The organism is Pseudomonas sp. Pseu.R1 (assembly GCF_045764065.1).
In the GTDB taxonomy this organism is placed as follows: Bacteria; Pseudomonadota; Gammaproteobacteria; order Pseudomonadales; family Pseudomonadaceae; genus Aquipseudomonas.
In genome coordinates this window covers 2,941,291-2,956,646 of sequence record NZ_JBJGEE020000001.1, presented here as the reverse complement: position 1 = coordinate 2,956,646, position 15,356 = coordinate 2,941,291, and the positions used below count along the sequence as shown (strand labels likewise).

The window sequence follows — 15,356 nt, the reverse complement described above, 5'->3', positions numbered from 1 at the left end:
TGAGATGCCAAATCGAACGAAGCGCAAGTGGTTGAAGTTGAAAAAGAAATTTTGAAAACTTCTGAAAATAACCGCTTGACAAGATGAGACGCTGCTGTAGAATGCGCGCCTCGGTTGAGACGAAAGATTCTTGACCAACCGCTCTTTAACAACTGAATCAAGCAATTCGTGTGGGTGCTTGCGCTGTAAGACTGAAGTCAACAGATTATCAGCATCGCAAATTACTCCACGAGAAATCATGGTTTAACCAACGATTGCTGAGCCAAGTTTATAGGGTTTTCTCAAAACCCGATTGCAGTATTGAACTGAAGAGTTTGATCATGGCTCAGATTGAACGCTGGCGGCAGGCCTAACACATGCAAGTCGAGCGGATGAAGGGAGCTTGCTCTCTGATTCAGCGGCGGACGGGTGAGTAATGCCTAGGGATCTGCCTGGTAGTGGGGGACAACGTCTCGAAAGGGACGCTAATACCGCATACGTCCTACGGGAGAAAGTGGGGGCTCTTCGGACCTCACGCTATCAGATGAGCCTAGGTCGGATTAGCTAGTTGGTGAGGTAATGGCTCACCAAGGCGACGATCCGTAACTGGTCTGAGAGGATGATCAGTCACACTGGAACTGAGACACGGTCCAGACTCCTACGGGAGGCAGCAGTGGGGAATATTGGACAATGGGCGAAAGCCTGATCCAGCCATGCCGCGTGTGTGAAGAAGGTCTTCGGATTGTAAAGCACTTTAAGTTGGGAGGAAGGGCAGTAAGTTAATACCTTGCTGTTTTGACGTTACCGACAGAATAAGCACCGGCTAACTCTGTGCCAGCAGCCGCGGTAATACAGAGGGTGCAAGCGTTAATCGGAATTACTGGGCGTAAAGCGCGCGTAGGTGGTTTGTTAAGTTGGATGTGAAAGCCCGGGCTCAACCTGGGAACTGCATCCAAAACTGGCAAGCTAGAGTAGGGCAGAGGGTGGTGGAATTTCCTGTGTAGCGGTGAAATGCGTAGATATAGGAAGGAACACCAGTGGCGAAGGCGACCACCTGGGCTCATACTGACACTGAGGTGCGAAAGCGTGGGGAGCAAACAGGATTAGATACCCTGGTAGTCCACGCCGTAAACGATGTCAACTAGCCGTTGGAATCCTTGAGATTTTAGTGGCGCAGCTAACGCATTAAGTTGACCGCCTGGGGAGTACGGCCGCAAGGTTAAAACTCAAATGAATTGACGGGGGCCCGCACAAGCGGTGGAGCATGTGGTTTAATTCGAAGCAACGCGAAGAACCTTACCAGGCCTTGACATCCAGTGAACTTACCAGAGATGGTTTGGTGCCTTCGGGAACACTGAGACAGGTGCTGCATGGCTGTCGTCAGCTCGTGTCGTGAGATGTTGGGTTAAGTCCCGTAACGAGCGCAACCCTTGTCCTTAGTTACCAGCACGTTATGGTGGGCACTCTAAGGAGACTGCCGGTGACAAACCGGAGGAAGGTGGGGATGACGTCAAGTCATCATGGCCCTTACGGCCTGGGCTACACACGTGCTACAATGGTCGGTACAAAGGGTTGCCAAGCCGCGAGGTGGAGCTAATCCCATAAAACCGATCGTAGTCCGGATCGCAGTCTGCAACTCGACTGCGTGAAGTCGGAATCGCTAGTAATCGCGAATCAGAATGTCGCGGTGAATACGTTCCCGGGCCTTGTACACACCGCCCGTCACACCATGGGAGTGGGTTGCACCAGAAGTAGCTAGTCTAACCTTCGGGAGGACGGTTACCACGGTGTGATTCATGACTGGGGTGAAGTCGTAACAAGGTAGCCGTAGGGGAACCTGCGGCTGGATCACCTCCTTAATCGAAGACTCGGCTGCTTCGCAAGTTCCCACACGAATTGCTTGATTCATTGAAGAAGACGATAAGCAGAGCCTTTAATAGGTCTGTAGCTCAGTTGGTTAGAGCGCACCCCTGATAAGGGTGAGGTCGGCAGTTCAAATCTGCCCAGACCTACCAGTTCCCTGGGGCCATAGCTCAGCTGGGAGAGCGCCTGCCTTGCACGCAGGAGGTCAGCGGTTCGATCCCGCTTGGCTCCACCATTTACTGGTTTGCCGCTGCTTGTGTTGCTTAAAGCTTAGAAATGAGCATTCCATCAGGCTGATGATGAATGTTGATTTCTGGTCTTTGATCAGATCGTTCTTTAAAAATTCGGGTATGTGATAGAAAGATAGACTGAAGGCCACTTTCACTGGTGGAACTTCAGGCTAAGGTAAAGTTTGTGAATAGCAAACTTTCGGCGAATGTCGTCTTCACAGTATAACCAGATTGCTTGGGGTTATATGGTCAAGTGAAGAAGCGCATACGGTGGATGCCTTGGCAGTCAGAGGCGATGAAAGACGTGGTAGCCTGCGAAAAGCTTCGGGGAGTCGGCAAACAGACTGTGATCCGGAGATGTCTGAATGGGGGAACCCAGCGGTCACAAGACCGTTATCTTGCACTGAATACATAGGTGCAAGAGGCGAACCAGGGGAACTGAAACATCTAAGTACCCTGAGGAAAAGAAATCAACCGAGATTCCCTTAGTAGTGGCGAGCGAACGGGGACCAGCCCTTAAGTTGATTTGAGGTTAGCGGAACGCTCTGGAAAGTGCGGCCATAGTGGGTGATAGCCCTGTACGCGAAAACCTCTTGTCAATGAAATCGAGTAGGACGGGGCACGAGAAACCTTGTCTGAACATGGGGGGACCATCCTCCAAGGCTAAATACTACTGACTGACCGATAGTGAACCAGTACCGTGAGGGAAAGGCGAAAAGAACCGCGGAGAGCGGAGTGAAATAGATCCTGAAACCGTATGTGTACAAGCAGTGGGAGCCTACTTTGTTAGGTGACTGCGTACCTTTTGTATAATGGGTCAGCGACTTATTTTCAGTGGCGAGCTTAACCGAATAGGGGAGGCGTAGCGAAAGCGAGTCTTAATAGGGCGTCTAGTCGCTGGGAATAGACCCGAAACCGGGCGATCTATCCATGGGCAGGTTGAAGGTTAGGTAACACTGACTGGAGGACCGAACCGACTACCGTTGAAAAGTTAGCGGATGACCTGTGGATCGGAGTGAAAGGCTAATCAAGCTCGGAGATAGCTGGTTCTCCTCGAAAGCTATTTAGGTAGCGCCTCATGTATCACTGTAGGGGGTAGAGCACTGTTTCGGCTAGGGGGTCATCCCGACTTACCAAACCGATGCAAACTCCGAATACCTACAAGTGCCGAGCATGGGAGACACACGGCGGGTGCTAACGTCCGTCGTGAAAAGGGAAACAACCCAGACCGTCAGCTAAGGTCCCAAAGTCATGGTTAAGTGGGAAACGATGTGGGAAGGCTTAGACAGCTAGGAGGTTGGCTTAGAAGCAGCCACCCTTTAAAGAAAGCGTAATAGCTCACTAGTCGAGTCGGCCTGCGCGGAAGATGTAACGGGGCTCAAACCATGCACCGAAGCTACGGGTATCACTTAGGTGATGCGGTAGAGGAGCGTTCTGTAAGCCTGTGAAGGTGAGTTGAGAAGCTTGCTGGAGGTATCAGAAGTGCGAATGCTGACATGAGTAACGACAATGGGTGTGAAAAACACCCACGCCGAAAGACCAAGGTTTCCTGCGCAACGTTAATCGACGCAGGGTTAGTCGGTCCCTAAGGCGAGGCTGAAAAGCGTAGTCGATGGAAAACAGGTTAATATTCCTGTACTTCCGGTTATTGCGATGGAGGGACGGAGAAGGCTAGGCCAGCCTGGCGTTGGTTGTCCAGGTTTAAGGTGGTAGGCTGAAATCTTAGGTAAATCCGGGGTTTCAAGGCCGAGAGCTGATGACGAGTGTTCTTTCGAACACGAAGTGGTTGATGCCATGCTTCCAAGAAAAGCTTCTAAGCTTCAGATAATCGGGAACCGTACCCCAAACCGACACAGGTGGTTAGGTAGAGAATACCAAGGCGCTTGAGAGAACTCGGGTGAAGGAACTAGGCAAAATGGCACCGTAACTTCGGGAGAAGGTGCGCCGGTGAGGGTGAAGGACTTGCTCCGTAAGCCCATGCCGGTCGAAGATACCAGGCCGCTGCGACTGTTTATTAAAAACACAGCACTCTGCAAACACGAAAGTGGACGTATAGGGTGTGACGCCTGCCCGGTGCCGGAAGGTTAATTGATGGGGTTAGCGAAAGCGAAGCTCTTGATCGAAGCCCCGGTAAACGGCGGCCGTAACTATAACGGTCCTAAGGTAGCGAAATTCCTTGTCGGGTAAGTTCCGACCTGCACGAATGGCGTAACGATGGCGGCGCTGTCTCCACCCGAGACTCAGTGAAATTGAAATCGCTGTGAAGATGCAGTGTATCCGCGGCTAGACGGAAAGACCCCGTGAACCTTTACTATAGCTTTGCACTGGACTTTGAATTTGCTTGTGTAGGATAGGTGGGAGGCTTTGAAGCGTGAACGCCAGTTTGCGTGGAGCCATCCTTGAAATACCACCCTGGCAACTTTGAGGTTCTAACTCAGGTCCGTCATCCGGATCGAGGACAGTGTATGGTGGGTAGTTTGACTGGGGCGGTCTCCTCCTAAAGAGTAACGGAGGAGTACGAAGGTGCGCTCAGACCGGTCGGAAATCGGTCGCAGAGTATAAAGGCAAAAGCGCGCTTGACTGCGAGACAGACACGTCGAGCAGGTACGAAAGTAGGTCTTAGTGATCCGGTGGTTCTGTATGGAAGGGCCATCGCTCAACGGATAAAAGGTACTCCGGGGATAACAGGCTGATACCGCCCAAGAGTTCATATCGACGGCGGTGTTTGGCACCTCGATGTCGGCTCATCACATCCTGGGGCTGAAGCCGGTCCCAAGGGTATGGCTGTTCGCCATTTAAAGTGGTACGCGAGCTGGGTTTAGAACGTCGTGAGACAGTTCGGTCCCTATCTGCCGTGGACGTTTGAGATTTGAGAGGGGCTGCTCCTAGTACGAGAGGACCGGAGTGGACGAACCTCTGGTGTTCCGGTTGTCACGCCAGTGGCATTGCCGGGTAGCTATGTTCGGAAAAGATAACCGCTGAAAGCATCTAAGCGGGAAACTTGCCTCAAGATGAGATCTCACTGGAACCTTGAGTTCCCTGAAGGGCCGTCGAAGACTACGACGTTGATAGGTGGGGTGTGTAAGCGCTGTGAGGCGTTGAGCTAACCCATACTAATTGCCCGTGAGGCTTGACCATATAACACCCAAGCAATTTGAGCCAAGGGCCGGATTGCGGTGACTGTGGAGACGACACGAACCGAGAGTTTGCGTCACGAACGGATATCACATACCTGATTTGCTGAAGCGTCGGAAGACGAGTCGGCACACCGAATTTCTTGACGACCATAGAGTGTTGGAACCACCTGATCCCATCCCGAACTCAGAAGTGAAACGATACATCGCCGATGGTAGTGTGGGGTTTCCCCATGTGAGAGTAGGTCATCGTCAAGATTCAATTGCAGAACCCCGTTTGCGAAAGCAGACGGGGTTTTGTGTTATTGGCGAAAAAAGCGGGCTGCTCGCTCAGTCCTTATGCTCCCTCTTCTTTGCATTGGCCTTGTGCGTGGCTATTATGCGTCCCTCATCCGTAGGTGGACTGCTAATGCATTCGTTGTTAAGGCTTTTAAGTGATGGGGCTTTTCACTCCGGTGAGGACCTGGGAAATGCTCTGGGGGTTAGCCGTAGCGCTGTCTGGAAAAAGCTCCAGCAATTGCAGGCCGAAACCGGCATAGAAATACATAAGGTTCGCGGTCGTGGCTATCGGCTGGCCCAGCCTCTTCACCTCCTTGATCGTCCATGGCTTGTGGAGCGTCACAAAGCGCTCGGTTGGGCTGTGCAGGTTCATGACTCGATTGACTCAACAAATGCCGAAGCCATGCGCCTGGCGGTTGTGGGTGAGCACATTCCCGCCTTGATTGTCGCAGAGCAACAACTAGCAGGAAGGGGGCGGCGTGGTCGTCGATGGGTCAGTCCTTTTGCCGAGAACCTTTATTACAGCCTTGTGCTGCGTATAGAGGGTGGCATGCGTCAGCTTGAGGGCTTGAGTCTTCTTGTCGGGCTTGCTGTAGTCAAAACCTTGCGCGCGATGGGCGTCCCGAATGCCGGTCTCAAATGGCCGAATGACATATTGTCGGGGGAGCGAAAGCTCGCGGGTGTCTTGTTGGAGTTGACTGGAGATCCTGCTGACGTATGCCACGTTGTGATTGGTGTTGGCATTAATGTGAATATGCGTGTGGCTCAGGATGTCGATCAGGCGTGGACCTCTATGAGGCTGGAGAGTGGGGGAGATGTTGATCGGAATCAGGTCGCGGCTCTACTGAGCTCTGAATTGGCGCGTCATCTCGCTGCGCATCGCCAAGGGGGGTTCGAGGCGTTCCAAGATGAGTGGGAGCGCCTCCATTTGTGGCAGGGGGAGGAAGTGACCCTCTTGGCGGGTTCGACGGCGCTGGAAGGCGTTGTTGTGGGGGTGGATGCTGTAGGTGCGCTTCGTCTCAGGGTTGGGCGGGAGATTCGTACTTTTAGCGGTGGGGAGCTGAGCTTGAGACTGCGCAAGCGCCTTGATCCAGAATCGCGAGGCTGATATGCGTTGGTTGTTTTTGCTGTTGGTCATGCTGAATGCCTTTTACTACGTATGGCATCAGCAAGATGTGCCGTTGAGGCCAAAAGAGGTGGCCCCGCTGTCCGTCTACAAGGGGGCGCAACAAAACATCCAGCTTTTAAGCGAATCTGGCGATGGGCGCTCTTCAGCTGATCGCGCGGAGGTTCAGTGCTTATACCTTGGAGGAGATATCTCCCAAGGTGTGGCGAAGACGATTGAGCAGCGCTTGGTTAGTCTGGATATACAAGCGCAAGTGGTTGCTCAGGCGGGGGAGTCAAGTGGGGCACTTTGGGTACGAATCGCTCCGGAAAGTCGGCGCCTTGTTGATGATGCATTGGTAGGAAGGTTGCGTCAGGACTTCCCTCAAATAAAAAACAAAATAATGTCATGCGAAAGCATTGCAACTGCCGAATAGTTTGCATAGAATGGCGCCCGCTTCGCAGTGCAAGGCAAATTGAAATGCAAGCAAAGCAAGAGTCAACGTATGTAACCTCAAGATTTTATTGAGAAAAAGGTTGACAGAAGGGTGGCATGAGTTAGACTGTCGCCTCGCTTAGGAGGGGTTCCCGAGCGGCCAAAGGGATCAGACTGTAAATCTGACGTCTACGACTTCGAAGGTTCGAATCCTTCCCCCTCCACCATATTTGAGCGTAAGCAGCGTGCTCTGCGGGTATAGTTTAGTGGTAGAACCTCAGCCTTCCAAGCTGATGATGCGGGTTCGATTCCCGCTACCCGCTCCAAGTTTGCTGGTTGTGCAATGTGTTTTGCTCTTGTAGCTCAGTTGGTAGAGCACACCCTTGGTAAGGGTGAGGTCAGCGGTTCAAATCCGCTCAAGAGCTCCATTACTAAGGCAGATATGAAAGTATCTGCCTTTGTTTTAGGTGTTGCGGGTAGTCCGGCCTGTCGATTTTCGGGTTTGGGTGAGAGTGGTTCCTTGCAGCGTTCGATTGCAGAAGTCTTTCGAATGGCTGTTGAAATCTTTCTGTTGGGTCCGCATAATGGTCGGCCTGATATAGCTTTTAGGTCAGTAGCTCAATTGGCAGAGCGACGGTCTCCAAAACCGTAGGTTGGGGGTTCGATTCCCTCCTGACCTGCCAGATTCGCGTAATGCATCTGGCTTTCTTTTCGCAGGATTTTAGTAGATGAATCCAAAGGCTGAAGCCCCAGACTCCCGTTTTGATCTTTTCAAGTGGCTAGCGGTAGTCCTTCTGATTGTCGTGGGTGTCGTCGGAAATCAATACTACTCGGCGCAGCCAATCCTGTATCGCGTGCTTGCCTTGCTTGTGATTGCGGCAGTTGCAGCCTATGTGTCGCTGCAGACTGGCAAGGGTAAGGCTTTCTTTGTGCTGGCCAAAGAAGCTCGCGCTGAGATTCGCAAGGTCGTATGGCCTACTCGTCAAGAAACCACCCAGACAACCCTCATCGTGGTTGCTGTGGTTTTGGTCATGGCGCTGCTGCTGTGGGGGCTCGATTCCCTGCTCGGCTGGCTTGTTTCCCTGATTGTTGGCTAAGGGTGTCCTGTGGCTAAGCGTTGGTACGTAGTGCATGCCTACTCGGGTTACGAGAAGCATGTCATGCGCTCTCTGATTGAGCGTGTAAAGCTGGCAGGCATGGAAGACGGCTTTGGTGAAATTCTGGTCCCTACCGAAGAAGTGGTAGAAATGCGCAACGGCCAGAAGCGCAAAAGCGAGCGTAAGTTCTTCCCAGGTTACGTGCTTGTTCAGATGGAAATGAACGAAGGGACTTGGCACTTGGTCAAGGATACCCCTCGTGTTATGGGTTTCATTGGTGGTACCGCTGACAAGCCAGCGCCTATCACAGATAAAGAGGCAGAGGCTATTCTGCGTCGCGTTGCCGATGGTAGCGACAAGCCGAAGCCGAAGACGTTGTTCGAGCCTGGTGAAGTGGTTCGCGTTACCGATGGTCCATTTGCGGATTTCAACGGTACGGTTGAAGAGGTTAACTACGAGAAGAGCCGGATTCAGGTCGCAGTGCTCATTTTCGGACGCTCTACTCCGGTAGAGCTTGAGTTCAGTCAGGTCGAAAAGGTCTAGCTGGGCTGAAAATCCCATACCCCACAGTCTAAGGCTGTGGGGTTTTGTCGTCACTGGGATAAACGCGCAAGTAACCGGGGAGCCTCTCGAGGCGTTTGAACCCGTAATTGGAGTGCCTCATGGCCAAGAAGATTACCGCTTACATCAAGCTTCAAGTGAAAGCCGCTCAAGCTAACCCAAGCCCGCCCGTCGGTCCTGCGTTGGGTCAGCACGGCGTCAACATCATGGAGTTCTGCAAGGCTTTCAACGCCCGTACCCAGGGTATGGAGCCAGGTCTGCCGACTCCAGTGATCATCACTGTATACAGTGACCGTAGCTTCACTTTTGAAACCAAAAGTACCCCGGCTTCGGTTCTGCTGAAAAAGGCTGCTGGTCTGACCAGTGGTTCGGCTCGTCCTAACACCGTCAAAGTTGGCACTGTTACCCGTGCTCAGCTGGAAGAAATCGCTAAGACCAAAAAAGCGGATCTTACTGCAGCTGATATGGATGCAGCCGTGCGTACCATCGCCGGTTCTGCTCGTAGCATGGGCCTTAACGTGGAGGGTGTGTAATGGCTAAGCTGACTAAGCGCCAGAAAGCTATCGCTTCGAAAGTTGAAGCAGGCAAGTCTTACAGCTTCAACGATGCAGCTGTGTTGCTGGCTGAACTGTCGACTGTGAAATTCAGCGAGTCGTTTGACGTTGCTGTAAACCTTGGCGTCGACCCGCGTAAATCTGACCAGGTTGTTCGCAGCGCCACTGTGCTGCCGCATGGCACTGGCAAGACTGTTCGCGTTGCTGTGTTCACCCAAGGCCCGGCTGCTGAAGCTGCTCTGGCTGCAGGTGCTGATCGCGTTGGTATGGACGACCTGGCTGCTGAAATGAAAGGCGGCGATCTGAACTATGACGTCGTAATTGCCTCTCCAGATGCAATGCGTGTCGTTGGTCAGTTGGGCCAGGTTCTGGGTCCGCGTGGCCTGATGCCTAACCCGAAGGTTGGTACTGTAACTCCGGACGTGGCGGGCGCGGTTAAAAACGCCAAGGCCGGTCAGGTTCGCTACCGCACTGACAAGAACGGCATCATTCACACCTCCGTAGGTAAAGTCGGCTTCGACGCAGACAAGCTGCGTGAGAACGTTGAAGCCTTGATCGCTGACCTGAAGCGCATCAAGCCAGCTTCTTCGAAAGGTATCTACGTCAAGCGCGTTACCCTGAGCACCACTATGGGCCCAGGTCTGGTCATTGATCAGGGCTCGCTGAACGCGTAAGACACGCTTGGCGCGATTTTTCGTGCCAATGCAAAAATTGGGGTCCCTGCCTGGCGGGGGCTATCCAAGACCGTAGGCGGCGAAAGCCTTAAAACGCAAGCCTACGCAGATGGTGCTCCCGGTTCTTTACCGAATCAGACACCAAAACGACATCAGGCCTTTGGCCAGATGAAACGGTAACAAGCAGGAGTTAAACCCGTGGCAATTAAACTCGAAGACAAGAAGGCCATCGTCGCTGAAGTCAACGAGGCTGCCAAAGTCGCTCTGTCTGCTGTCGTGGCTGATGCCCGTGGCGTGACTGTGGGCGCGATGACCGGACTCCGTAAAGAGGCTCGTGAGGCTGGCGTTTACGTACGTGTCGTACGTAACACCCTGCTCAAGCGTGCAGTTGCTGACACTGAATTCAGTGTTCTCAACGACGCCTTCACTGGCCCGACCTTGATCGCTTTCTCCAACGAACACCCCGGCGCTGCTGCCCGTCTGTTCAAAGAGTTCGCGAAGGGTCAGGACAAGTTCGAGATCAAGGCAGCTGCGTTTGACGGCAAGTTCCTTGCCGCCAACCAGATCGACGTGTTGGCTACCTTGCCAACTCGCGACGAGGCTATTGCGAAGCTGATGAGCGTAATCCAAGGCGCTACCAGCAAGCTGGCTCGCACTTTGGCAGCTATTCGCGACCAGAAAGAAGCTTCGGCTGCCTAAGGCACCACAAGCTCTTTCGAAATCATATGTTTAATTTGATGGTCGCGTAGGCCGTCACCCCCAATACAGGATATATAGTCATGTCTCTGACTAACGAGCAAATCATCGAAGCGATCGGCCAGAAAACCGTTCTGGAAGTTGTTGAGCTGATCAAAGCCATGGAAGAAACCTTCGGCGTAACCGCCGCTGTTGCTGCTGCTGGTCCAGCTGCTGCTGCCGCTGTGGTTGAAGAGCAAACCGAGTTCAACGTTGTTCTGGCCGAAGCTGGCGAGAAGAAAGTCAACGTGATCAAGGCTGTTCGTGAGCTGACCGGTCTGGGCCTGAAAGAAGCCAAAGAGAAAGTCGACGGTGCTCCTCAGGTCATCGCTGAAGGCGTTTCGAAAGAAGCCGCTGAAGACGCTAAGAAGAAGCTGGAAGAAGCTGGCGCCAAAGTCGAAATCAAGTAATTTCGACCTTGCGTCTCCAGCCCAAGCGTTGAGCAGAAGGCTGATGGCTGGTGGCTTTTGCCACCGGCCTTTTTCCGTTATTGGCAGTTGATCAAGTCGACGCCATAACGTGCTTCAACCACCGCGAATGGTGGTGCAAACCAAGGGGTTTGCAAGATTTTCTGGCCGCTCCCGCCGGGGGAGGCCAAACAAGCAGGTGACCAAGCTGGGGAACGCTGATGGCTTACTCATACACTGAGAAAAAACGTATCCGCAAGGACTTTAGCAAGTTGCCGGACGTCATGGATGTGCCTTACCTCCTGGCCATCCAGCTGGATTCGTATCGTGAATTCTTGCAAGCGGGAGCGACTAAAGATCAGTTCCGCGACGTGGGCCTGCATGCGGCCTTCAAATCCGTTTTCCCGATCATCAGCTACTCCGGCAATGCTGCCTTGGAGTACGTCGGTTATCGTCTGGGCGAACCGGCTTTTGATGTCAAGGAATGCGTGCTGCGCGGTGTCACGTACGCCGTACCTTTGCGGGTTAAAGTCCGCCTGATCATTTTCGACAAAGAATCGTCGAACAAAGCGATCAAGGACATCAAAGAGCAAGAAGTCTACATGGGTGAAATCCCCCTGATGACTGAAAACGGTACCTTCGTTATCAACGGTACCGAGCGTGTTATCGTTTCCCAACTGCACCGTTCCCCGGGCGTGTTCTTCGACCATGACCGTGGCAAGACGCACAGCTCCGGCAAATTGCTGTACTCCGCTCGCGTCATTCCTTACCGTGGCTCATGGCTGGACTTCGAATTCGATCCGAAGGACTGTGTATTCGTCCGTATCGACCGTCGTCGCAAGTTGCCTGCGTCGGTACTTTTGCGCGCGCTAGGCTATACCACTGAAGAAGTGCTGGACGCTTTCTACACCACCAACGTTTTCCATGTGCAGGGCGAAACCCTGAGCCTGGAGCTCGTACCTCAACGTCTGCGCGGTGAAGTTGCTGTTCTGGACATTCAGGACGACAAAGGCAAAGTCATCGTAGAGCAGGGCCGTCGTATTACTGCCCGCCACATTAACCAGCTGGAGAAGGCTGGTATCAAGGCGCTCGATGTACCGCTGGACTACGTGATTGGTCGCACAACCGCCAAGGCGATCGTCCATCCTGCCACTGGCGAAATCATTGCTGAATGCAACACTGAGCTGAACACCGAACTGTTGGCGAAAATTGCCAAGGCGCAGGTGGTTCGTATCGAAACGTTGTACACCAACGATATCGATTGCGGCCCGTTCATCTCTGACACGCTGAAGATCGATTCGACCGGCAACCAGTTGGAAGCTTTGGTCGAAATCTATCGCATGATGCGCCCAGGCGAGCCGCCAACCAAGGACGCAGCTGAGACCCTGTTCAATAACCTGTTCTTTAGCCCAGAGCGTTATGATCTGTCGGCTGTAGGTCGAATGAAGTTCAACCGTCGTATCGGTCGTACCGAGATCGAAGGTTCGGGCGTGCTGTGCAAGGAAGATATCGTCGCGGTCCTCAAGACCCTGGTCGACATCCGTAACGGCAAAGGCATCGTCGACGACATCGACCATTTGGGTAACCGCCGCGTGCGTTGCGTCGGCGAGATGGCTGAGAACCAGTTCCGCGTAGGTCTGGTGCGTGTTGAGCGTGCAGTCAAAGAGCGTCTGTCCATGGCGGAAAGTGAAGGCCTGATGCCTCAGGACCTGATCAACGCCAAGCCGGTCGCTGCTGCGGTCAAGGAATTCTTTGGCTCCAGCCAGTTGTCCCAGTTCATGGACCAGAACAACCCGCTGTCGGAGATTACGCACAAGCGCCGCGTTTCCGCACTTGGCCCAGGCGGTCTGACCCGTGAGCGCGCAGGCTTTGAAGTTCGCGACGTACACCCGACGCACTACGGTCGTGTTTGCCCGATCGAAACACCGGAAGGTCCGAACATCGGTCTGATCAACTCGTTGGCGGCCTATGCTCGCACTAACCAGTACGGCTTCCTGGAAAGCCCGTACCGTGTGGTAAAAGAAGGCTTGGTTACCGACGAAATCGTGTTCCTGTCCGCCATTGAAGAAGCTGATCACGTGATCGCTCAGGCTTCGGCGACCATGAACGAAAAAGGTCACCTGATCGATGAGCTGGTCGCGGTACGTCACCTGAACGAATTCACCGTCAAGGCGCCGGAAGACGTCACCTTGATGGATGTTTCGCCGAAGCAGGTCGTTTCTGTTGCAGCGTCGCTGATTCCGTTCCTTGAGCATGACGACGCCAACCGTGCGTTGATGGGTTCCAACATGCAGCGTCAGGCTGTACCAACCCTGCGCGCCGACAAGCCGCTGGTAGGTACCGGCATGGAGCGCAACGTTGCTCGTGACTCGGGTGTTTGTGTCGTGGCACGTCGTGGCGGCGTGATCGATTCCGTTGATGCCAGCCGTATTGTTGTCCGCGTAGCGGATGATGAGGTCGAGCCAGGCGAAGCCGGTGTTGATATCTACAACCTGACCAAGTACACCCGTTCGAACCAGAACACCTGCATCAACCAGCGTCCGCTGGTGAGCAAGGGTGATCGCGTTCAGCGCAGTGACATCATGGCTGACGGCCCGTCCACCGACATGGGTGAACTGGCGCTGGGTCAGAACATGCGCATTGCGTTCATGGCATGGAACGGCTTCAACTTCGAAGACTCCATCTGCCTGTCCGAGCGTGTTGTTCAGGAAGATCGCTTCACCACGATCCACATTCAGGAACTGACCTGTGTGGCCCGTGATACCAAGCTTGGCCCAGAGGAAATCACCGCCGACATCCCTAACGTGGGTGAAGCGGCTCTGAACAAGCTGGACGAGGCCGGCATCGTTTATGTGGGTGCTGAAGTCGGTCCAGGAGACATTCTGGTCGGTAAGGTCACTCCGAAGGGCGAGACCCAGTTGACGCCGGAAGAGAAACTGCTGCGGGCGATCTTCGGTGAAAAGGCGAGCGACGTTAAAGACACCTCCCTGCGCGTACCGACCGGTACCAAAGGTACTGTCATTGACGTACAGGTCTTCACCCGCGACGGCGTTGAGCGTGATTCCCGTGCGCTGTCGATCGAGAAGAGCCAGCTGGACGAGATTCGCAAAGATCTGAACGAAGAGTTCCGTATCGTTGAAGGTGCAACCTTCGAGCGTCTGCGCAGCGCGCTGGTTGGCCAGATCGTTGAAGGTGGTGCTGGCCTCAAAAAAGGTCAGGAAATCACCAGCGAAGTTCTCGACGGCCTTGAGCATGGTCAGTGGTTCAAGCTGCGCATGGTTGAAGATGCGTTGAACGAGCAGCTGGAAAAAGCTCAGGCTTACATCGTTGATCGCCGTCGTCTGCTGGACGACAAATTCGAAGACAAGAAGCGCAAGCTGCAGCAAGGCGATGACCTGGCTCCAGGTGTGCTTAAAATCGTCAAGGTTTACCTTGCCATCCGTCGCCGCATCCAGCCGGGCGACAAAATGGCCGGTCGCCACGGTAACAAGGGTGTGGTCTCCGTGATCATGCCAGTTGAAGACATGCCACACGATGCCAATGGCACCCCTGTGGATATCGTCCTCAACCCGTTGGGTGTACCTTCGCGTATGAACGTTGGTCAGATTCTGGAAACCCACTTGGGCCTCGCGGCCAAAGGTCTGGGCGAGAAGATCAACCGTATGCTCGAAGAGCAGCGTAAAGTCGTTGAGCTGCGTAAGTTCCTCAGCGAGATCTATAACGAGATTGGCGGCCGTCAGGAAAGTCTGGACGACCTGTCTGATCAGGAAGTTCTGGATCTTGCGAAGAACCTGCGTGGTGGCGTTCCAATGGCAACTCCGGTTTTTGACGGTGCCAAGGAAAGTGAAATCAAGGCGATGCTGCGCTTGGCGGACATGCCGGACAGTGGTCAGATGCAACTGTTCGACGGTCGTACCGGTAACAAATTTGAGCGTCCGGTCACTGTTGGCTACATGTACATGCTGAAGCTGAACCACTTGGTGGACGACAAGATGCACGCACGTTCCACTGGTTCTTACAGCCTGGTTACCCAGCAGCCGCTGGGTGGTAAGGCGCAGTTCGGTGGTCAGCGTTTCGGGGAGATGGAGGTCTGGGCACTGGAGGCCTACGGCGCTGCATATACCCTGCAAGAAATGCTCACAGTGAAGTCGGACGACGTGAACGGTCGTACCAAGATGTACAAAAACATCGTGGACGGCGATCACCGTATGGAGCCGGGCATGCCCGAGTCCTTCAACGTGTTGATCAAAGAAATCCGTTCGCTCGGTATCGATATCGATCTGGAAACCGAATAACACGTGAC

General features: G+C 53.6%; 9 protein-coding genes, 6 tRNA genes and 3 rRNA genes. All 18 read left to right on the top strand.

Annotated elements, in window-relative coordinates; translation table 11 throughout:
* Nucleotides 1–302: 302 nt before the first annotated feature.
* The 18 genes from ACI5GA_RS13740 (at nucleotide 303) to rpoB (ending at nucleotide 15,348) form a co-directional block, all read left to right on the top strand.
* A 16S ribosomal RNA gene (locus tag ACI5GA_RS13740) occupies nucleotides 303–1,838 on the top strand.
* 79 nt (nucleotides 1,839–1,917) lie between these two features.
* A tRNA-Ile gene (locus tag ACI5GA_RS13735) sits at nucleotides 1,918–1,994 on the top strand.
* Nucleotides 1,995–2,001: 7 nt separating this feature from the next.
* Nucleotides 2,002–2,077 (top strand) — tRNA-Ala (locus ACI5GA_RS13730).
* 242 nt (nucleotides 2,078–2,319) lie between these two features.
* A 23S ribosomal RNA gene (locus ACI5GA_RS13725) occupies nucleotides 2,320–5,210 on the top strand.
* A gap of 138 nt (nucleotides 5,211–5,348) precedes the next feature.
* Nucleotides 5,349–5,464, top strand: a 5S ribosomal RNA gene (rrf, locus tag ACI5GA_RS13720).
* The 16S, 23S and 5S rRNA genes sit together here with 2 tRNA genes alongside, the layout of an rRNA operon.
* A 151-nt stretch (nucleotides 5,465–5,615) precedes the next feature.
* Nucleotides 5,616–6,593, top strand: a complete 978-nt coding sequence (gene birA, locus ACI5GA_RS13715) for a bifunctional biotin--[acetyl-CoA-carboxylase] ligase/biotin operon repressor BirA (protein WP_421422998.1) — start codon at nucleotides 5,616–5,618, stop codon at nucleotides 6,591–6,593.
* 1 nt (nucleotide 6,594) lies between these two features.
* Nucleotides 6,595–7,026, top strand: coding sequence for a hypothetical protein (locus ACI5GA_RS13710; protein WP_404640522.1), 432 nt, complete (start codon nucleotides 6,595–6,597; stop codon nucleotides 7,024–7,026).
* 141 nt (nucleotides 7,027–7,167) lie between these two features.
* Nucleotides 7,168–7,252: transfer RNA gene (locus ACI5GA_RS13705), tRNA-Tyr, on the top strand.
* 25 nt (nucleotides 7,253–7,277) lie between these two features.
* Nucleotides 7,278–7,351 (top strand) — tRNA-Gly (locus ACI5GA_RS13700).
* Between the two features lie 26 nt (nucleotides 7,352–7,377).
* Nucleotides 7,378–7,453, top strand: a tRNA-Thr gene (locus ACI5GA_RS13695).
* Nucleotides 7,454–7,632: 179 nt separating this feature from the next.
* A tRNA-Trp gene (locus ACI5GA_RS13690) sits at nucleotides 7,633–7,708 on the top strand.
* A 45-nt stretch (nucleotides 7,709–7,753) separates the two neighbouring features.
* Nucleotides 7,754–8,122, top strand: a complete 369-nt coding sequence (gene secE / locus ACI5GA_RS13685; protein ID WP_404640524.1) for a preprotein translocase subunit SecE — start codon at nucleotides 7,754–7,756, stop codon at nucleotides 8,120–8,122.
* Nucleotides 8,123–8,131: 9 nt separating this feature from the next.
* Nucleotides 8,132–8,665: a transcription termination/antitermination protein NusG gene (gene nusG, locus ACI5GA_RS13680; protein WP_108240418.1), complete on the top strand. Its 534-nt coding sequence runs from the start codon at nucleotides 8,132–8,134 to the stop codon at nucleotides 8,663–8,665.
* A 119-nt stretch (nucleotides 8,666–8,784) separates the two neighbouring features.
* Nucleotides 8,785–9,216, top strand: coding sequence for a 50S ribosomal protein L11 (gene rplK / locus ACI5GA_RS13675; protein WP_108240417.1), 432 nt, complete (start codon nucleotides 8,785–8,787; stop codon nucleotides 9,214–9,216).
* Nucleotides 9,216–9,911, top strand: a complete 696-nt coding sequence (rplA, locus tag ACI5GA_RS13670; protein ID WP_421422997.1) for a 50S ribosomal protein L1 — start codon at nucleotides 9,216–9,218, stop codon at nucleotides 9,909–9,911. Before rplK ends, rplA begins: the two co-directional genes overlap by 1 nt.
* A 198-nt stretch (nucleotides 9,912–10,109) precedes the next feature.
* The gene (rplJ, locus tag ACI5GA_RS13665; protein ID WP_108240415.1) at nucleotides 10,110–10,610 is read left to right on the top strand and encodes a 50S ribosomal protein L10; all 501 of its coding nucleotides are present in this window, start codon (nucleotides 10,110–10,112) and stop codon (nucleotides 10,608–10,610) included.
* Between the two features lie 80 nt (nucleotides 10,611–10,690).
* The gene (gene rplL / locus ACI5GA_RS13660) at nucleotides 10,691–11,056 is read left to right on the top strand and encodes a 50S ribosomal protein L7/L12 (protein ID WP_108240414.1); all 366 of its coding nucleotides are present in this window, start codon (nucleotides 10,691–10,693) and stop codon (nucleotides 11,054–11,056) included.
* Nucleotides 11,057–11,274: 218 nt separating this feature from the next.
* Nucleotides 11,275–15,348, top strand: coding sequence for a DNA-directed RNA polymerase subunit beta (gene rpoB / locus ACI5GA_RS13655; RefSeq protein WP_421422996.1), 4,074 nt, complete (start codon nucleotides 11,275–11,277; stop codon nucleotides 15,346–15,348).
* Nucleotides 15,349–15,356 lie beyond the last annotated feature (8 nt).